This is a genomic window from Shewanella sp. Koi 1 (assembly GCF_052907445.1).
On the sequence record NZ_JBREJM010000001.1, the window covers coordinates 1460790 to 1480639 of the forward strand.

The 19850-nt window shown below is 47.3% G+C and carries 17 protein-coding genes; 10 read left to right on the top strand and 7 right to left on the bottom strand.

The annotated features are described in order from the left end of the window. Positions 1–14 precede the first annotated feature (14 nt). Entirely contained in the window at positions 15–893 is an 879-nt protein-coding gene (gene nadK, locus ACUZ8J_RS06465; RefSeq protein ID WP_084789193.1) for an NAD(+) kinase, read from the bottom strand. A gap of 99 nt (positions 894–992) precedes the next feature. Here nadK and grpE point away from each other — a divergent pair, with 99 nt between their 5' ends. Next, the gene (gene grpE / locus ACUZ8J_RS06470; RefSeq protein ID WP_086902308.1) at positions 993–1604 is read left to right on the top strand and encodes a nucleotide exchange factor GrpE; all 612 of its coding nucleotides are present in this window, start codon (positions 993–995) and stop codon (positions 1602–1604) included. 126 nt (positions 1605–1730) lie between these two features. Here the strand turns inward: grpE and dxs are convergent, their stop codons facing one another. The 3 genes from dxs to xseB are packed head-to-tail and all read right to left on the bottom strand — an operon-like array spanning position 1731 to position 4744. Beyond that, on the bottom strand, positions 1731–3599 hold the full coding sequence (dxs, locus tag ACUZ8J_RS06475) for a 1-deoxy-D-xylulose-5-phosphate synthase (protein ID WP_446693382.1): 1869 nt from the start codon (positions 3597–3599) through the stop codon (positions 1731–1733). Between the two features lie 21 nt (positions 3600–3620). Then, positions 3621–4502, bottom strand: coding sequence for a (2E,6E)-farnesyl diphosphate synthase (gene ispA, locus ACUZ8J_RS06480; protein WP_086902310.1), 882 nt, complete (start codon positions 4500–4502; stop codon positions 3621–3623). A gap of 2 nt (positions 4503–4504) precedes the next feature. Further along, a complete protein-coding gene (gene xseB, locus ACUZ8J_RS06485; protein ID WP_011623480.1) occupies positions 4505–4744 on the bottom strand; it encodes an exodeoxyribonuclease VII small subunit in 240 nt (79 codons plus the stop codon). Positions 4745–5058: 314 nt separating this feature from the next. Here xseB and pomA point away from each other — a divergent pair, with 314 nt between their 5' ends. The 3 genes from pomA to thiI all read left to right on the top strand — a co-directional run bounded on the left by pomA (position 5059) and on the right by thiI (position 8421). After that, positions 5059–5826: a flagellar motor protein PomA gene (pomA, locus tag ACUZ8J_RS06490; RefSeq protein ID WP_011717762.1), complete on the top strand. Its 768-nt coding sequence runs from the start codon at positions 5059–5061 to the stop codon at positions 5824–5826. A 3-nt stretch (positions 5827–5829) separates the two neighbouring features. Next, positions 5830–6750 (top strand): flagellar motor protein MotB, encoded by a 921-nt coding sequence (locus ACUZ8J_RS06495; RefSeq protein WP_011623478.1) that lies wholly within the window; start codon positions 5830–5832, stop codon positions 6748–6750. A gap of 216 nt (positions 6751–6966) precedes the next feature. Then, complete coding sequence (gene thiI / locus ACUZ8J_RS06500) at positions 6967–8421, top strand: tRNA uracil 4-sulfurtransferase ThiI (protein WP_011717761.1); 1455 nt, start codon at positions 6967–6969, stop codon at positions 8419–8421. 129 nt (positions 8422–8550) lie between these two features. Here thiI and ACUZ8J_RS06505 read toward each other — a convergent pair whose 3' ends face one another. Further along, positions 8551–8784 carry a hypothetical protein gene (locus ACUZ8J_RS06505; protein WP_011717760.1) on the bottom strand — a complete coding sequence of 78 codons (234 nt, stop codon included), beginning with the start codon at positions 8782–8784 and terminating at the stop codon, positions 8551–8553. 176 nt (positions 8785–8960) lie between these two features. Here ACUZ8J_RS06505 and ACUZ8J_RS06510 point away from each other — a divergent pair, with 176 nt between their 5' ends. The 4 genes from ACUZ8J_RS06510 (at position 8961) to rlmM (ending at position 12243) form a co-directional block, all read left to right on the top strand. Next, positions 8961–9872 (top strand): transcriptional regulator GcvA, encoded by a 912-nt coding sequence (locus ACUZ8J_RS06510; RefSeq protein ID WP_023268106.1) that lies wholly within the window; start codon positions 8961–8963, stop codon positions 9870–9872. Further along, entirely contained in the window at positions 9853–10524 is a 672-nt protein-coding gene (locus ACUZ8J_RS06515; RefSeq protein ID WP_446693383.1) for an alpha/beta fold hydrolase, read from the top strand. Before ACUZ8J_RS06510 ends, ACUZ8J_RS06515 begins: the two co-directional genes overlap by 20 nt. Positions 10525–10611: 87 nt before the next feature. After that, positions 10612–11004, top strand: coding sequence for a DUF423 domain-containing protein (locus ACUZ8J_RS06520; RefSeq protein ID WP_446693384.1), 393 nt, complete (start codon positions 10612–10614; stop codon positions 11002–11004). 153 nt (positions 11005–11157) lie between these two features. After that, positions 11158–12243 (top strand): 23S rRNA (cytidine(2498)-2'-O)-methyltransferase RlmM, encoded by a 1086-nt coding sequence (gene rlmM / locus ACUZ8J_RS06525; protein WP_446693385.1) that lies wholly within the window; start codon positions 11158–11160, stop codon positions 12241–12243. Between the two features lie 134 nt (positions 12244–12377). Here the strand turns inward: rlmM and ACUZ8J_RS06530 are convergent, their stop codons facing one another. Beyond that, positions 12378–13388 (bottom strand): isocitrate dehydrogenase, encoded by a 1011-nt coding sequence (locus ACUZ8J_RS06530; RefSeq protein ID WP_011623471.1) that lies wholly within the window; start codon positions 13386–13388, stop codon positions 12378–12380. A gap of 254 nt (positions 13389–13642) precedes the next feature. Between ACUZ8J_RS06530 and ACUZ8J_RS06535 the strand changes: the two genes are divergently transcribed. Further along, positions 13643–16459 (top strand): prolyl oligopeptidase family serine peptidase, encoded by a 2817-nt coding sequence (locus ACUZ8J_RS06535; protein ID WP_446693386.1) that lies wholly within the window; start codon positions 13643–13645, stop codon positions 16457–16459. 926 nt (positions 16460–17385) lie between these two features. On the opposite strand, the gene ACUZ8J_RS06540 is transcribed toward ACUZ8J_RS06535, so the two are convergent. Then, on the bottom strand, positions 17386–18108 hold the full coding sequence (locus ACUZ8J_RS06540; protein ID WP_374918601.1) for a FadR/GntR family transcriptional regulator: 723 nt from the start codon (positions 18106–18108) through the stop codon (positions 17386–17388). A gap of 422 nt (positions 18109–18530) precedes the next feature. On the opposite strand from ACUZ8J_RS06540, the gene ACUZ8J_RS06545 reads away from it, so the two are divergent. Next, entirely contained in the window at positions 18531–19772 is a 1242-nt protein-coding gene (locus ACUZ8J_RS06545) for an OprD family outer membrane porin (RefSeq protein ID WP_446693387.1), read from the top strand. Positions 19773–19850 lie beyond the last annotated feature (78 nt).

The following is a 19850-nucleotide window of genomic DNA, read 5'->3' on the forward strand; positions in this document are numbered from 1 at the left end:
CGCCTAATGTGGGCTTAAAACAGCTTACTCCCCCAGCCGAGTTTACTGCGTAACACATGGAAGTAATTATGGCCTTTAGGGTGGATAAGCCTGAGCTGCTCAGAGCTGCGGCGCACTATGATTTCATCACCGGGTAAGACGGCTAAATGCACGTGACCATCACAACTTACTTCGAGATTTTCGCCATTTTCAGGGGAGACGACCATCTTAATGGTGCTGCAGGCATCGACCACTATGGGGCGACAGGACAGTGTATGCGGAAACATAGGCACTAGGATTAATGCCTGTAAATTGGGGGTTAGAATAGCGCCTCCTGCCGACAGGGCATAGGCGGTAGATCCCGTCGGAGTTGAGACTATCATGCCGTCGGCGCGTTGGCTGTACATGAATTGATTGTCTATATAGACTTCAAATTCAATCATATGGGCAATTTTACCCGGATGGAGTACCGCTTCATTAACGGCAGTATTGCTCGCTTTTAACATGCCATGGCGATAGACCTCGGCCTCGAGTAAAAAGCGGTGTTCGGTATCAAATTCACCATCGAGCACTTTGGCAAGGGCTTCTTCAAAGGCATCGGGCGGTAAATCCGTTAAAAAGCCAAGATTGCCACGGTTTACCCCAATCACGCCTACATCGAAGCGCGCCAGTACTCTGGCAGCACCGAGCATATTGCCATCACCACCCACGACTATGGCTAAATCGCAGCGTGCGCCAATCTCTAATAAATCGACCGCGACGATATTTGTCCCTAACTCGCTGGCAACACGCTCTTCCACGAGGACTTCATACCCTTGCACCGTCAGCCAGTGGTGCAGACGTTTGAGGGTTTGATTTGTCCCTGGGTGGTGTGGCTTGCCAATCAGGCCAATGGTGTGGAACTTTGTGGTCATATTTATGCTAGATCTGGCCTTAGGCCTTGAAACGTCAAAATTGATCCCCATAATATGCCCAGAGTATTTAGAAACAAAGCATTTTTAGCTGGAGTGAAAATGAGCAACGAGTCGATTAAAGCAGAACAGGATCTGATCCAAGAGGGTGTAGAGTCTGAAGTTTCTACCGAAGAAGCGAGTCTGATTGACGAGCTTACCCAAGCCAATTTCCGTATTGAAGAGCTGGAACAGTTACTCGCTGACGCTTTGGCGAAAGTTGAAGAGCAAAAAGATTCAGTTATCCGTGCTGCTGCCGAAGTAGACAATATTCGTCGCCGTGCGGCGATGGATGTGGAAAAGGCTAACAAATTTGCATTGGAAAAATTCGCCAACGAATTACTGCCAGTGTTAGACAATATGGAACGTGCGCTGCAAGGTACTAATCCACAGGATGAAACTACCAAAGCACTGTTCGAAGGTGTTGAGCTCACGCAAAAGAGCTTCTTAACCGCCGTGGCTAAGTTTGGGGTAAAACCTATCGATCCACAGGGTCAAGCCTTCAACCCAGACCAACATCAAGCCATTGGTATGCAGCCAAGTGCTGAGTATCCAGCCAATACTGTGATGTTAGTGATGCAAAAGGGTTATGAGCTAAACAGCCGTTTACTGCGTCCAGCCATGGTAATGGTGTCACAGGGCGGCCCTAGCCAAGAAATCAACATTGAAGCCTAAGCTAACGCTTAGCGCTAACTAATAAAAAGGACTGCCGATGCAGTCCTTTTTATTTGTCTGTTGTTTTTCTATTTGCCATTAATCGTGATTCATTACGATTAATGGGAGCTTAGCTCCCATCAACACTCAATCGGCAAGAAAGGCATTAATTTGCGCCAACATACCTTCGGCATCGAGTTGTAAATCATGGGTCACTTCTTCTGGAGAGCCATGTTTAATAAACTCATCGGGTAGGCCGATTTGCAGCACAGGTTTTGGCATTTTAAGCTTTTGCAGTAGCTCTAAAACGCCAGAGCCTGCGCCGCCCATAATGGCGTTTTCTTCCACTGTCACGAGCACATCGTGGGTTTGCGCCATTTCTTTAACCAAATCCACATCTAATGGCTTGACAAAGCGCATATCGACGACGGTGGCGTCTAAGCTTTCTGCGGCGGTTAAGGCGGCGGCTAAGGTGGTACCAAAGTTCAGCATGGCGATACGTTTGCCTAAACGCTTAATCACGCCTTTACCTATCGGCAATGCCGTCATGGCTTCTACCTGAGTCGCGCCAGTGGCGCTGCCCCTTGGATAACGCACCGCGCTCGGACCTGCATCATAGCAATAACCGGTATAGAGCATTTGGCGACATTCATTTTCATCCGATGGCGCCATGATCACCATATTCGGGATGCAGCGCATAAAGCTTAAATCGAATGCCCCTTGGTGAGTTGGGCCGTCGGCACCGACGATACCGCCACGGTCAATGGCGAACAATACAGGTAAACGCTGCAGTGCCACATCGTGGATCAGTTGATCATAACCCCGTTGCAGGAAGGTCGAATAAATGGCGACCACAGGCTTAAAGCCTTCACAGGCAAATCCGGCACCTAAAGTCACCGCATGTTGCTCGGCAATGGCGGCATCGAAATATTGTTTCGGGAAGCGCTGCGAAAATTCCACCATGCCCGAACCTTCACGCATGGCAGGGGTAATGCCTAAGACTTTTTCGTCCTGTTCGGCAGTATCACATAACCATTTGCCAAACACTTGGGAGAAGGTCGGCAGTCCCGGCTTAGTAGCTGGTTTCTTAAACTGTGACGGGTCAAATTTAGGTACCGCGTGCCAACCGATAGGATCTTTCTCGGCCGGTTCATAACCACGACCTTTTTTGGTCATGATGTGCAGCACTTGTGGCCCCTTTAGAGAGCGCATATTGCGCAGGGTTTCCACTAGGGCGTCGACATCGTGGCCATCGATCGGGCCGATATAGTTAAAGCCTAACTCTTCAAACAGAGTGCCAGGTACAACCATGCCCTTGAGGTGTTCTTCGGTGCGCTTGGCCATCTCTTTGATGACAGGCATGCCCTTGAGCACTTTCTTGCTGCTTTCACGAATCGTGGTGTAGAGGCGGCCCGACATCAGTTGCGCTAAATGATTATTGAGCGCGCCGACGTTTTCTGAAATCGACATTTCGTTATCGTTCAGCACCATCAGCATATCGTTGTGCAAATCACCCGCGTGATTCATGGCCTCGAACACCATACCGCCCGTCATGGCGCCATCGCCAATCACGGCAACCACTTTACGGCCTGCCTGCTCTTTTTCGGCGGCAACGGCCATGGCTAATGCGGCACTGATGGATGTGCCAGAGTGTCCGACGCTAAAGGTGTCGTATTCACTTTCTTCCCGCCAAGGGAAAGGGTGTAAACCGTTCTTTTGCCTAATGGTGTGCATTCTGTCGCGGCGACCGGTGAGGATTTTATGGGGGTAGGCTTGGTGGCCAACATCCCAAATCAAACGATCAAACGGGGTGTTATAGACATAATGAAGGGCAACAGTCAGTTCGACTGTGCCGAGTCCAGAGGCAAAATGTCCGCTGGACATGCCAACGGACTTAAGAAGAAACTCCCGCAACTCATCGGCCAATTGAGGTAACAGGGCCTGAGGAAGCTGGCGGAGTTCATTAGGAGTGTTGGCCTGAGCCAACACGGGAAACTGTGAAATGTCCAAACTCATAGCGAGATACTTCGTCTCTTATTATATTCTTCGCTCAATGATATAGCGGGCGAAGTCTGCGATTAACTGGCTATTGTATGGCAATTTAGCCAGCGCTGATAGTGCCTCTTGGATCAGTTGCGCGGCGGTATCTTTGGCGCCTTGCAGTCCAAGTAGTTGCGGAAAAGTACTCTTATTGGACTCGGCGTCTGAGCCTTGGGGTTTGCCGAGTTCTTCCGTGGTGGCAATGATGTCCAGAATATCGTCTTGCACTTGGAAGGCAAGTCCTACCGCATGGGCAAATTCCATCATAGTCTGATATTCATCTTTTGGCGCATTAGCGGCAATCAAGGCTAACTCAACGGCGCAGCTGATAAGGGCGCCCGTTTTCATATTGTGGAGTTGAGTTAGGGCCTTAAGGTCGATGAGCTTATCGGTTGAGGCTAAGTCAATCGCTTGGCCGCCACACATACCACGGTAGCCCGAGGCTTTCGCCAGCGCTCTCACCATAGCGATATGCTGCTCGCTGCTGATCCCTGGTACTGCTTCGGTAACAATTTCAAAGGCTAAGGTTTGCAGAGCATCCCCAGCAAGGATGGCGGTCGCCTCATCGAAGGCGATATGCACTGTGGGCTGACCACGACGAAGGTCGTCATCGTCCATGGCGGGTAAATCGTCATGGATTAACGAATAAGCATGAATACACTCAATGGCGGCGGCGCAGGCGTCGAGCTTTTCAAGCGACACGCCAAACATTTGCCCCACACTGTAAACCAAGAAGGGACGAATACGCTTACCGCCTAACAGCGCGCCGTGAGTCATGGCGGCCTTTAATTGTGGCGCAGTGTCTTCGAGTGTGCTGAAACGTTGTTTTAATTGGTCATCAACCCGTAGTTGATATTCTTTTATTGCATTGACTAACACGCTTATTCGCCCTCAACGGCATAGGGAGAGAGGGGCGCATTTTCATCCTGCTTGAGTAAAATGGCCACTTTTTGCTGAGCTTGCTCGAGTTTTGCTTGGCTGTTACGCACCAGATTGATGCCACGTTCAAATTGTTTTAACGCATCATCCAGAGAGACATCGCCCTGTTCTAATTCGGCAACGATGCGCTCGAGTTCACCAAGGGATTCTTCAAAACTGAGATTTTCGGGTTTCTTCGCCACGTTAATAATTCCTTTGAAAGAGCGGACACAAGGTATATCAGGGCGACTCAAGGGTCAAATTCAGTCGACGGATATTTGCTCAATAGCACGCTTTGTTGCTGAATTTTTTTCAGAAAATAGAAATTGTCGCTAAACTTGCTTAGTGCTTGTCCGATAAATGACAATAATAGCATTATGCTTATAATCATCCTTTGACATCATAGAGTAAGGCTCAGGTTAAAACCAAAGTGTAATCCCTATGCGGATGACATTTTGTATTATTTTGCGAATAGAGTCAGTATCATGTCGTTTATACCGAATATTGAGGAGCCGTTGTGGATTTAGCTACAGTTATAGGACTAGTCGGGGGCTTTGGTTTTATCCTTTGGGCTATGATGACCAGCGGCGGCCTGGCAATCTTTATCGACGTCCCCTCAGTGTTTATCGTGTTCGGTGGTTCATTCTTCGTTGTAATGATGAAATTCAATCTCAAACAGTTTTTGGGGGCGGTAAAAATCGCCGTCAAAGCCTTTATGTTTAAGATTGATAAGCCTGAAGATCTTATCGAGCAATCCGTGACTATGGCGGACGCCGCCCGTAAAGGCGGATTCCTTGCCCTCGAAGAAGCGCAAATTTCCAACAGTTTTATGCAAAAAGCCGTCGATATGTTGGTCGATGGTCACGATGGTGAAGTGGTGCGCGCCGCACTTGAAAAAGACATTGCCCTTACAGAAGAGCGCCATCGCAACGGCATTGCGATTTTTAGGGCCTTTGGTGACGTTGGCCCCGCGATGGGGATGATTGGTACCTTAGTGGGCTTGGTGGCCATGTTATCCAACATGTCGGATCCTAAATCGATTGGTCCATCGATGGCGGTGGCCTTGTTAACGACGCTGTACGGCGCCGTGGTCGCCAACATGGTGTGTATTCCCATTGCCGATAAACTCACCCTACGCATGGGTGAAGAAATGCTTAACCGCAACCTGATTATGGATGCGGTATTAGCCATTCAAGATGGCCAAAACCCACGGGTGATTGAAGGTTTCTTGAAGAATTATCTTGCTGAAAAACAGCGGAAAATCGATACAACGGACGGAGAGTAGCCCATGGCTAAGTGCAACTGTCCACCGCCCGGAGCGCCGCTCTGGTTGGCAACATTTGCCGATTTGATGTCCCTCTTGATGTGTTTCTTCGTGCTGCTGCTGTCATTCTCCGAAATGGACGTGATGAAGTTTAAGCAGATCGCAGGCTCGATGAAGTATGCCTTCGGGGTGCAAAACAAGGTCGAAGTCAAAGACATTCCTAAGGGGACGTCTGTGATTGCATTGGAGTTTCGCCCTGGTCGCCCCGATCCCACGCCGATTGAAATCATTAACCAACAAACCAACGAAATGACCGAGCCTGTATTGGATTATCAAGCGGGTGAAGACGATAGCGCGGGTGGTGTGCAGCAGCAAAATGGTTCACAGCGGGGCGGTGAAGCCTCGGCGACGGCCCAAGAAACGGCGGATGCGGTGAAGGCCGAAGCCGCGGCGGCGCAGGATAAAATCAATCAGCAAGTGAAGAAAATGGCACAGGAACTCAATAATGAGATCACCGATGGGGCGATCGAAATTGAGTCACTTGGGCAGCAAATCATTATCCGTATCCGTGAGAAGGGCTCATTTGCCTCAGGATCTGGCTTCCTGCAGCCGCGATTTAAACCCGTGGTGCGCTCGGTCGGTGAATTGCTAAAAGATGTGCCGGGGATCATCACGGTATCGGGTTACACTGATGATATGCAGATAAGTGATGAGCTCTATAGCTCGAACTGGGATCTCTCCAGTAAACGCGCTGTGGCGGTGGCCGATGTGCTGCTGCAAGTGAAGGGCTTCGATCCTAAGCGGATGAAAGTGGTCGGTATGGCGTCGAATAATCCAATCGTGCCCAATGACTCACCTGAAAACCGCGCACGAAATCGTCGAGTTGAGATCGCCATTGAACAGGGTAAAGCCAAAGAATCCGAAGAAATTCAAGTAGGTAAATAGCTTTTAAACCAAACCTGTGATTCGATAAAAACGCCGTGACTTGCTCACGGCTTTTTTATTTGTGATTTTTTGACTATAAGTTCAACTGTGCATAAGCGCACGCCACGAGCAGTCCGAGTGTGGAAACAGGTGCGCCAATCGCCGTGAGTTTGTTATAATCCGGCGATTATTCTTTTAACCAATTTTGCTGTTTACAAAATTGCCCGCGGAAATCCCATGAAGTTTATTGTAAAGCTGTACCCAGAAATCATGATGAAGAGCAAGCCCGTGCGCATGCGCTTCACCAAAATGCTTGAAACCAACATCCGTAACGTGCTCAAAAAAGTTGATGAAGATGCCAAAGTGCAACGTCAATGGGACCGTATTTGGGTAAAGGTGCCAAATGATAAACCTGAATTAGCTCAGGCCTTTGGTGAGCGTTTAGCCTGTATTCCTGGGATCGCCCATGTGGTGCAAGTGGATGAATACAGCTTTACCTCAGTTGATGATATCTACCAGCAAGTTTTACCCGTTTACCGTGACCAAATTGCCGGTAAAACCTTCTGTGTGCGCGTCAAACGTACTGGCTCCCACGATTTTAACTCTATCGAAGTCGAGCGTTATGTCGGTGGTGGTTTAAACCAGTTTACCGATGCGATTGGTGTTCGTTTAAAGAACCCAGAAGTGACAGTTAACCTCGAAATCGAGGGCGATAAACTGTATATGGTGACCAAGCGTATCGAAGGCTTAGGTGGCTTCCCAATGGCGACACAGGAAGATGTATTGTCGTTGATTTCGGGCGGTTTTGACTCAGGCGTGTCGAGCTACCAATTTATTAAGAAGGGCGCTCGTACCCACTACTGTTTCTTCAACCTCGGCGGCGCGCAGCATGAAATTGGCGTGAAACAAGTCGCTTACCATTTGTGGAAAACCTATGGTGAATCCCACAAGGTGAAGTTTGTATCTGTGCCGTTCGAGCCTGTAGTGGCCGAGATTTTAGAGAAAATCGACAACGGTCAAATGGGGGTGGTGCTCAAGCGTATGATGATGCGTACTGCAGCGCGTATCGCAGAGCGTATGGGCATTCAGGCGATTGTCACAGGTGAGAGTTTAGGCCAAGTATCGAGCCAAACCTTAACTAACTTAAACGTGATTGACCGCTGTACCGATATGTTGATCCTGCGCCCACTGATCGCCATGGACAAGCAGGACATCATCAACGAATGCCGCCGTATCGGCACTGAAGATTTTGCTAAATCCATGCCCGAGTATTGCGGTGTGATTTCGCAAAAGCCAACCGTGAAGGCGGTACTGGCCAAGGTTGAGGCCGAAGAGACCAAATTCTCTGAGGACTTGATTGACCGTATCGTTGAGCAGGCCGTGGCCATTGATATCAGGGAGATAGCAGAACAAATGAATACGCGTATCACTGAAACTGAAACCGTTGTTGCTATCGACACCAATGAAGTGGTGATTGATATTCGCGCTCCAGAGGAAGAAGAGAACAAGCCGCTGGAGATTGAAGGTGTGGAAATCAAGCGCATTCCTTTCTTCAAATTAGCGACTCAATTTGCCGATCTCGATAAGCAGAAGACTTACCTGTTGTACTGCGAGCGTGGGGTGATGAGTAAATTACAGGCGCTATACCTGATTGAGCAAGGTTATCACAATGTTAAGGTTTACCGCCCTTAAGCGATAGCCAGTAAAACGCGAGCTAAGGCCAAACATCAACTTTGGCCTTAATGCGCCAATTCGCAGGTAAACGAATACAAAAAAGCCGCATTGGAATGCGGCTTTTATTTTACGGATAAGCAGTGCAATTTATTCGGTCTTGACCACTTGCTGGGCCGGTAACACTTCATCGGCAAGCAATAAGGTAGGATCCTGCAGCGCTTCTTCATGCATTTTTTCCATCGTCGCAGTCAGTTCGGCATTGATGCTTGCCTGTAAATCACTGGTGTCGATGATAATTTCTGCATCGATAACATTTGCGCTGACATTGGCACTGAGTGCGCTGACTAACACTAACGCAAAAGCAGATTTTAAATTGAACATAGTCGCCTCCGGGCTGACAAAGTATTGCTGTCAGACATTCCCATCACCCGTTCGAGATTGTCCAACTCATGTGTTTCGTTGGCGCAAAATTTAATCAAAAACGCTGGCCTTTACAAACGATTAAATGTAACAATACGGATTAGAAAAACTAATTAAAAATTGAGATAGAGATCACTATGTCAAGACGCTTACCACCACTGAATGCGGTTAAAGCATTTGAGGCCGCCGCACGGCATTTGAGCTTTACTCGAGCGGCTGAAGAATTGTTTGTGACTCAGGCTGCGGTGAGTCACCAAATTAAAGCGCTGGAAGATTTTCTCGGATTAAAATTATTTCGCCGAAAGAATCGTTCGCTGCTATTGACCGAAGAAGGCCAGAGCTATTTTCTCGATATTAAAGATATCTTCACCCAACTGGCGGATGCGACCGACAGGCTGCTTGCGCGTAGCGCCATTGGTTCGTTAACCGTGAGCATGTCGCCAAGCTTTGCTATTCAGTGGCTGGTGCCGCGCCTGTCGAAGTTTAGTGAAAAAAATCCAGACATTGACGTACGAATTAAGGCGGTAGACACAGAGGCCAGCTCTTTAACCGACGATGTCGACGTTGCCATTTATTATGGTTTAGGTAATTGGCCTGGGCTTCGCGCCGATAAACTTCGTAATGAAGTGCTGATCCCTGTATGTTCGCCCATGCTGTTAAACGGCCCTAAGCCCTTGTCTAAGCCGGAAGATTTAAAGCACCACACCTTGCTGCATGATATGAGCCGTCACGATTGGCAGGCTTGGTTTAGACAATGTGGCATTCACGATATCAACGTCAACCAAGGGCCGATTTTCAGTCACTCTTCCCTCGTTTTGCAGGCGGCTGCCCATGGCCAAGGTGTGGCCTTAGGTTATAGCGTACTCGCTCGCCCCGATATTAAGGCGGGTCGACTGGTGTGCCCATTCCAAGAAGTGTTAGTGAGCAAAGATGCCTATTACCTCGTCTGCCAACAGAATCATGCCGAGCTGGGTAAAGTGGTTGCGTTCCGTGAGTGGATGTTAGATATGTTTGCCGAGGAGTCACGCAGTGAGTTGTTGCCCGGATAATCCTTTGGTCAACGAGGATGTGGTGCCTAGTGCCTATGTGTTAGAAGGTGAGCCATCAGAGACCTTGATTTTATTTGCCCACGGTGTTGGGGCGAATCGAGATTCAGACTTTATGTGCCAAATTGCAGCAGGTCTTGTCGCAAATGGATTTCAAGTGATGCGCTTTAACTTTCCCTATATGCAGGCCAATGCCGTGGATGGTAAAAAGCGCCCACCTGATAGAGCGCCAAAGTTACTTACCTGTTTTAGCGAGATGCTCGATGTGGCACATGCTCAGCCTGAGGTTAAGCGTGTGGTCTTGATGGGCAAATCTATGGGCGGACGCATGGCGGCGTTACTGGCCTGCGATAGTGTGCAAGCGAGCCGTATCGACAGAGTTATTTGTTTAGGTTATCCCTTTATTCCACTTAAGGGTGGTGAACCCAGGTTAGAACCCCTAAACGACTGCCAAGTGCCCGTGTTAGTGCTACAGGGTGAGCGGGATAAGTTTGGCGGTAAGATGCAAATCCCTAGCTGGCCGCTTAAGCGCGATATCCAAATTGAATACTTAGCCGATGGGGATCATAGTTTTGTCCCAAGAAAGTCGTCAGGCACGACCGAAGCGGCTAACCTTGCATTTGCTGTTGATTTATCGACAAAATTTATTGGTTAGTGCTTATTCTTAATGTGGCCTAAAGTGCTCAGGCATGATTGCTAGAGCGTCGTCTGTCGTAAAGCCTATTGGTTTTTGGAGGTAAAGATGCGTAAAGGATTGTTGTTACTCGCCGCGGTAAGCGGATTTTTTGCGGTCGCGCTAGGCGCCTTTGGCGCCCATGGGCTCAAGGCTGTCGCGCCGCCTGAGCTGATTGATGTGTTTAATCTGGGGGTGCAATATCACTTCTATCATACCTTTGCGCTGATTGCCGTGGCCTTTGCCGGGCAGTGGTTAACCTCGCGTTTGCTGGATTGGGCGGCGTATTTATTTATTGCGGGTATAGTGCTGTTTTCTGGCTCGCTCTACGGTTTGGCGCTGGTCGGCAGCAAATGGTTTGGCCCTATCACGCCGATGGGCGGCGGCTGTTTCCTCTTAGGTTGGTTATTGCTGGCCGCGGCCGTATGGCGCCATAAAGTGGTGGATGGTAACGAGTCATAATGCTTGTATGGCGCAGCCACTGCGCCGTGCGTCCACGCAGCCAATAGCACAAAAGCCCGATAGCAAATCGGGCTTTTGTGTATTGAAATTGCTATACTGGCGCCCAAATCGATAGTCGGCCATGTTTATGGCTTGGATTTCTTAAGGATCTCCATGAAAAACCTATTTTTATTTTGCCGTGCAGGCTATGAGAAAGAATGCGCAGCAGAAATCCAACAGCGAGCGGCTGAGCTCAATGTGGGTGGCTTTGTTAAGGCCAACAATAACGATGCCTATGTGGTATACCAATGTTTTGACGATGATGGCGGCGATACTTTGGCCAAGCAACTGTCGTTAGATTCGCTGATCTTTGCTCGTCAGATGTTTGCCGCGAGTGAACTGCTAGCCGATTTGCCCGAGTCTGACCGTGTCAGCCCGATTGTGGCAGCGCTCAGTGAGGTGAGTAAAGCGGGCGAGCTGAGGGTTGAAACCCCTGATACCAATGAAGCAAAAGAGCTGTCGGCATTTTGCCGTAAGTTTACTGTGCCTTTACGCCAGCATTTGAAAAAATCCGGTAGTTTACTTGCTCAGGAAAACCCTAAGCGTCCGATTATTCATGTGTGTTTTGTTGGCCCAGGACGCGCCTACGTTGGTTATTCCTTCAGCAACAACAGCTCACCCTATTTTATGGGGATCCCGCGCCTGAAAATGGCCGCCGATGCACCAAGTCGTTCAAGCCTGAAACTCGATGAAGCATTCGCGCAGTTTGTGCCTAAAGAAGCGCAGGAAGAGCGGGTTCGCAGCGGCATGAATGCGGTGGACTTAGGCGCTTGCCCAGGTGGCTGGACCTATCAGTTAGTGCGTCGTGGCATGATGGTCTCCGCGGTCGATAATGGCCCAATGAACGAAAAACTGATGGAAACCGGACAAGTGAAACATTTCCGTGAGGATGGTTTCCGCTTCGAGCCACAGCGTAAAAACATCTATTGGCTAGTGTGTGACATGGTTGAAAAACCCGCGCGCGTGGCTGAGCTGATTGAAGCTTGGGCCATCAATGGCTGGTTTAAAGAAGCGATTTTCAACCTCAAGCTGCCGATGAAGAGCCGTTATAAAGAAGTGATGGCGATTTTGAATACCATGCAGGAAATCCTCAAGGAAAACGGCATCAACGAGTTCCAGTTGCAGTGTAAGCACTTATACCATGACCGTGATGAAGTGACTGTTCATCTGTGGATTAGACCGAGCCAGGCTTGGAACTAATCAGCGGTTTTTCACCGTTCTTTTAATGAGTGAAGCCCTAAGTGATGTTTGGGGCTTTTTATTTGGCAATTCCGCTAAATGGCGGCCATAAAAAAACGCACCCCAAGGTGCGTTTTTTGTTTCGCGCAAAGCGATTATGACAAACGGTCAAGCACCGCTTGAGTGAAGTCAGTCGTGCCGTGGGTGCCGCCTAAATCGCGAGTCGTACGGTCGCCTTCTTCAATCACTGCCGATACGGCTTTACGGATCATGTCGGCTTTATCAGCCATGCCTAAGTATTCCAGCATTTGGATAGAGGCTAAGATCACTGAGGTTGGGTTCGCGAGGTTTTTACCTGCGATATCTGGCGCACTGCCGTGAACCGCTTCGAAAATCGCTGCATCACGGCCAATGTTGGCGCCGGGTGCCATACCTAAACCACCGACTAAACCAGCACACAGATCCGACAGAATGTCACCAAACAGGTTGGTGGTCACGATAACGTCGAAGTTTTCTGGGTTCATCACTAGCTTCATGCAAGTCGCATCGACGATCATTTCTTCGGTTTTGATGTCTGGGTAGCGTTGGCTCACTTCGCGGGCCACTTTCAGGAACAGACCTGAAGTTGACTTCATGATGTTTGCTTTGTGTACGATAGTGACTTTCTTACGGTTTTCTTTGCGGGCCAGTTCGTAGGCGAATGTCGCGATTTGCTCAGCGCCTTGACGAGTGACGATACTGGTCGCTTCTGCGGTGGTGCCGTCTTCAGACACTTTTTGACCGTGGCCTGAATACATGCCTTCAGTGTTTTCACGTACTGTGATGATATCAATGTTTTCATAACGGGCTTGAGTGCCTTTGAAAGACAACACTGGACGCACGTTAGCGTACAGGCCGAATTTCTTACGTAATGTCACGTTGATAGAGGTGAAGCCTTCGCCTACAGGTGTCGTCAGCGGGCCTTTCAGGGTGATGCGGTTTTTTTCGATCAGTTCTAAAGTACGCTGCGGAAGTAGTTCGCCCTGCTTCTCGAGAGCAGTTAAGCCGGCATCGGCAAATTCATATTCAAAATCACAACCTGCTTTATCAAGAATTTTTAAGGCTGAATCAATAATACTTGGGCCAATTCCATCACCTGGAATTACGGTTATCGTTCTTTTTGACATGGAGAAGTCCTTCCACGGTTCGTCGTTACTGCAATTGTCCGACCCGGGATTAGCCGGGTAACATGACTATGAATTTGGTGTTTTTTCTCCCCATTATTTTAACCGTCTTTGGTCAAACTTCACAGGAAATAGTGAGCAATATCACGATTTTTTATCGGGTATAACTTGTAAAAATACTGGGTTATAACGATGATGGAGGACCAATGGTTAAAAAAGTCTACTTTAGTCTAACAACTACATAAAAGAGGAAGACATTGAAGTTATTACCTATCACATCGCTAGTGCTTTTATCCCTCGGAATACTGCCCAATGCCCATGCAGAAACCAGCACTAAACCGCTTACCCTGACCGACATTATGCATTTTGAGTCCCTCGAAAAACCCGTTATCGCTGACAATGGTCAAGTGCTCGCGGTGGAGGTGGCACCGGATCGTGGCGATAGCCATGGTTTAATTAAGAATCTACAAACAGGTAAAGCGTTTCAGATTGAAGGTGGCTCGGACCCTATCGTGAGTCACACAGGCCGTTATGTAGCGATGGCGGTTAAACCCAGTTTACTCACCGTTGAAACCAGCGATGCTAAAGCGAAGAAAAAGCTTAAGGCCGATATGGTGCTGCTCGACACTGAAACGGGTACGCAAACCAAATTTGAACGGGTAAAAGAATTTGTCTTTAGCGACGATGGCGCGCATTTAGCCATTTGGTTTGAAGCCGACGAGGAGGCCAAGAAAGACGCCAAAGAGAAAACCGAAGGTGCCGATGATAAGCCCAAAGCCGAGAAGGTGAAGGTCGATAAGTTCGACCAAGGCCGTCGTTTGAGTTTAGTGAATTTGTCTTCACCATCGCAGCGGATGGATCTGAAGCATGTGACCGCCTATCAGTTTGATAAAGACAGTCGCCGCTTGGCCGTTGCGGTCAATGATATCGAGGCGAAACAACATCAACTGCAACTGATTGATTTGAAAGACTACAAAAAATCAACGGCATTTGAATCTCAAACTCAGCAAATTGGTGCGGTTTCACTGTCGAAAAATGGTCGCTGGCTGGCCTTTACTCAAGGGGATGCGAGTGAATTACCTTATGGCCGCAGCTATCAGCTAAGCCTAGTCGATATCGCTTCGGGCAAAATTCGCCCTGTGCCAAACACCAAAGAGTGGACGTTAAACCGTTACGCCAGTTTAAACTTCTCCCTAGACAGTGAGCGACTCTTCTTTGGCCGCGTGCCCGAGGTGAGCCAGCAGCTCAGCTTGAAGAAAATAGCTGAAGAAAAAGATCTTTACGACAAAGAGATTGTCACAGGCCTACGTGGGCTTAAGGTCTGGCATGGGGATGATCCGCGGATTAAACCCCATGAAATCAAACAATATGATAAAGAGCAAAAGCGCACTTACTTAGCCGTGCTGCATTTAGGCTCAAATAATGTGGTGCAGCTTGGCGATAAAACGGTGCCGGATGTGACTCTGTCGCAGCATAAGCGTTATATGCTGGCAAGCTCTGACTTACCCTATCGCAAGATGATCACTTGGGCGGGTTTTTATCAAGATTATTACTTGGTAGATATCAACACGGGGCGCAAGTTGCCGCTGTTAACCCAACAACCCAGCGATGCTGAACCGAGCTTATCGGGCGACGGTAAATATGTGGCCTATTATCAGCAAGGTAATGTGTATTTATACGATATTGCCGAAGGGCGCCGTACTAATCTGACCAAGTCTTTAAAGGTGAGTTTTGCCGATGAAGACCATGATTATCCCTCCAATGCGCCGGGTTATGGTTTTGGCCCTTGGCTGAAGGACGATGCTGGTTTCCTCGTCTACGACAAATACGATGTGTGGCAGTTTAATACCGCATCGAAAAGCGGATTTGCCTTAACCGCGGGGCAGGGCCGCGCCCAAAAAATCCAATATCGTGTTGAAGGTTTAGCCGATAATCCCGATGAGCCAACCACACTGGCCTACAATGCCACTGTGCTGCTGCATGGATACAGCGACAAGACAAAGGCCGATGGTTTTTATCAAGCGACCTTAGGCGAAGCGGGCGTTAAAACCTTGATGGAAGGTGAGTATAAATTAACTGTGCTTGGGCGCAGTAAAGATGCGGATACCTTAGTGTTTTCTAAGGAGCGCTTCGATCTGTTCCCTGACTTGTATACCGCAAGCTATCAGGCCCCGCAAAATGCCGTGAAGCAAACCGATTTAGATAAGCAGCGCCAAGCCTTTAATTGGAGCCAAGCCGAATTAGTGCATTGGACTAATGGTGATGGCAAGCCGCTCGATGGCGTGTTGATTAAGCCGACGAACTATCAAGCGGGCGAGCGTTATCCTGTGCTGGTTTACTACTATCGCTTTATGACCGATAGACTGCATGCCTTCCCGCAAATGAAGGTCAACCACAGACCAAACTTCGCTTGGTATGTGAATAACGGTTATGCGGTATTCTTGCCGGATATTCGTTTCGATATCGGTTATCCCGGTGCTAGTTCGGTTCAAGCACTGACCTCGGGCGTGCAAAAGCTTATCGACATGGGCGTTGCCGATGCTAACGCCATTGGTCTACAAGGACACTCTTGGAGCGGTTATCAAACGGCGTTTGCCATCACTCAAACCAAGATGTTTAAAGCTGCGGTGGCGGGTGCGCCAGTGGCCAACATGACCAGCGCATACAGCGGTATTCGCCATGGCACAGGGCTTGCGCGCCAATTCCAATACGAAACCGGCCAAAGCCGCATAGGTGAAAGCCTCTTTGCTGCGCCGCAAAAGTATATTGAGAACTCGCCGGTCTTCTATGCCGATCGCATTCAAACGCCATTGATGATCATGTTTGGCGATAAAGACGATGCGGTGCCTTGGGAGCAAGGTGTTGAAATGTACTTAGCGATGCGCCGTGCGGGCAAAGATGTGGTGTTTTTACAATATGAAGATGAACCCCATCATCTGAAGAAATACCCTAATAAGCTCGATTACAGCATTCGGATGATGGAATACTTCGACCATTATCTTAAAGGTAAACCCGCACCAACTTGGTTAAGCCAAGGCGAAGCTTATGTCGAATATAAAGCCGATGATGAGTAATCTTCTGTTTTAGGTTTATCCATTAAAAACGCCACCGAAAGGTGGCGTTTTTTTATATGGGAATGAGGAAAAACATTCGTCTATTAGTGTTCATGCGAGTTTTCCTTTGTTCAAATGATATTGCCGTTTTATTAATCTTCTTCAACATGGACTTTTATCTATCAAGTTCATCTAATCTCTTTTTAATGGCATTTTTGTCAAAGTATGATAGCAGTCTTTTTAATTTATTTTTGCTATCCCATTTGGCTGCGGCCATACTAAAGAAAAATAAGATAATAAAGCTGAAAGTGAGTACTTGCGGACCTAAGATATGCGGGATTAATAGCACGACCAAAGTGAGCAGCCAACTATCAAAGTGACGAAGCTGATACGTAAACGATGATATTTAAGCCGTTTATCACCATCATTGTAATAACGCTAAATGGCTTATAAATATTCCTTTTCTGTCACCTTAATCATCCTAATAACAATGCTGGTAATAACATCCTTGATGTATTCGTTGTTAAGGGCATGAAGACCTAATTCTCTTCATGGTTGGTCTTTGAGCTTTTTAATTGAGTTTTAAAATTATAACAAAAGAAATCTATCAGCATTTTTTACATTTTTTATGTAGGGAATCAGTATTTATTTGCCTTTGCTGTTAACGTTGGATTGGTTTTAATATATTGATTTTAATTGATTAGTAAAAGATTGTTGCTGTGTTTTTCTAAAAGACATTAAGATTGGAATAGGAGAGGATAATGTTATTTCTCTCTATTGCAGTCATTCCCATTAATTAGTCGTTATCAGCAATAAATACGGGAATTTAAATTGTTCTCATATCTCCATTAATGACTACAGTATCAAAGCGGCTGAAATGGCGTAAGTATTAAACTTACGCCTTCTGAACGTAGAGAAGTTAATTAATCAGCGGGAGAGGTTGTATTTTACTGACGTTTGCTTTCTTTGTATTTTCGCTCAACTTCGGCCACTCTGCTGCAAAAATCCTCCAAGTGAGCTCGCATTTCTGCTTCGGCTCTGTCTTCATCCCTATCAACGACAGCCTGAATTAATTTGTCATGTAAACCTGATGGGTGAATTTCATCCGTAGGGGGTTCGAATGATAAAGCATTCTGACGTAATAACAGCAGTAGTGACTTAGTTATTGCTTCTAAGAAACGATTACCGCAAATTTCGGCCAACACAAAATGCACTTGAGAGCGTAATAACACTGTGGTGGGATATTCAAGGGTGTCATCCTCATGTTGATTGGCATCATACAATTTTGCTGCATCTGCTGAGGTACAATTTTTCGCGGCTAAACGTGCTACCTGTGGTTCGAGCAACATCCTTACTTGAACGATTTCAGGCAACGACATTTTACCCATCATCAATAAATCTTGGCAGGCATCACTTAAGCGCTCGAAGTCGACCTGTTTAACGAAGGCGCCACCCATGGCACCCTGACGAATTTCCACTAAACCGCTCGCTTCGAGAATTTTTATCGCTTCTCTAACCACTGTGCGGCTTACCATAAACAGATCGATTAACTCCCGCTCCGAAGGCAGCTTATCGCCGGCTTTGTACCTGCCGTCAAAAATGGCCTCTTTTAATTGCTGGCCAACGTCGGTCGATGCTCTTAGCTGCTTAACGGGTTTAAAGGTGTTCAAATTGTCATCTCGAATCAAAACTAGGTTGAAATCTTAACATAAATCAAGCTGATGTCTGAATATTCATTAGCTAAACCCAGATATTCATTAACTTACTTAACGCCATCGTTTTCTGTGGGTGTGGTGTGATTTGTCTTGAGTGCAAGCTTTTGAATTTAAATGGTTCTTTATTTTTTAAACATTCCGTTAAGCCTATCTCTCTGTCGAATCAATTTCAGCAATCAACCAATAGCTACATTAGAGATTAAAAAACATTCATTTTTGTTGATCTAAGTTACATCTCCACGAATTTCGCAACTTAATTCTCATATCTCGAAACATCCCGTTGATGACATAAATCATACGTCATACATTTGACCAAAAGCTGCTTGCGGTTTTTGAACAGCCTGAGAATTGCTTCGGGCGACTAATAATAGGAAGAGATGATGATGAAAAAGTCTTATTTATCCTTGATAGTGTTGTCTGCACTAGCGATACCCGCAGTCGCCGACACCAGTATCGACAAGATGTTCAGTGAAGGCACAGTAAAAGGTGAATTACGTCTTTTAGATTTCACCAAAGATTTTGATGGGGACACCACGACCCAACACACCACATCACTTGGCGGATTGTTTTATTACAACACCGCAAAAGTGAATGGCTTGAGTATTGGGACGAGTTTTGCCTCTGCTAACCCCATTTGGGTTAACGATTCCGACGCGGTTTATAACTTAGTAGGTCGAGATGCGAATGGTGATCACCAGAGTGTCAACCGTATGCAGGAATATTATGTTCAAGGCGATTGGTGGAATACTCAATTTCGTTTAGGTGCTCAAGAGTTACGCACGCCAATGATGAACCCCCATGATATTCGCGCCATCCCGAAGACTTTCCGAGGTTTCTCCGCCGAAAACCACAGCATCGAAAATCTGACACTATCAGCACTCTATATCACCGATTCTATGGGATGGACCGATGAACGCTTTATCTCTGTGAGTGACGCGGTAAAAGCTGAAGTTAAACGCAATACCGGCAATGTAGTGGATGTAGAAGATAATCCTGTGTATGCCATAGGTGCTAAATATCAATTGCCCTTCGATACAGTCAAAACTCAAATCAACCTGTGGCAATACTATATGGAAGATGTGTTCCAACAGACCTATGCCAAGGTTAATCTCTCGACCCAGTTGGGTAGCACTAATCTGTACTTCATTCCTTCCTACCTCAATCAACAGGCCACAGGCAATAAATCTGCTGGTGAGCTGGATACTTACCAATATGGCTTCCACCTAGGCGCTAAATTTGCTGGTGCAGATGTGACTTATATGTACGCCAAAACCGGTGACGACACCATTCTGGCGCCATGGGGTGATGACAAGGTTGTGATTCAACAAGTGTATCAATCGGCACTGGCTCAAGAAGAAGTGAACGCCCTGAAACTGGAGTATGACTTTGGTCAAGTCGGCGCGAAGGGATTAAGCGCCTATGCCTTCTACGGCGATTATGACTCTCCCGAAAGTTTGAATGACTTTACCGAAACCAACTTCTCAGTGACCTATAAGTTTGGCGGTGTCTTTGAGGGCTTAGGTGTGAGAGCACGCTATGCCATCGTCGATTTCGCTCAGAAGGAAGACCTCAACGATCTCCGCTTCTACCTAACTTACAAGTTCGCTTTAGGTCACTAATACGCGCGCTCCCCTGCGCCTACTTGTTGGGTGTATTAACGTCATTTGAATACACCCTTTTTTAAATCTTTATCACTT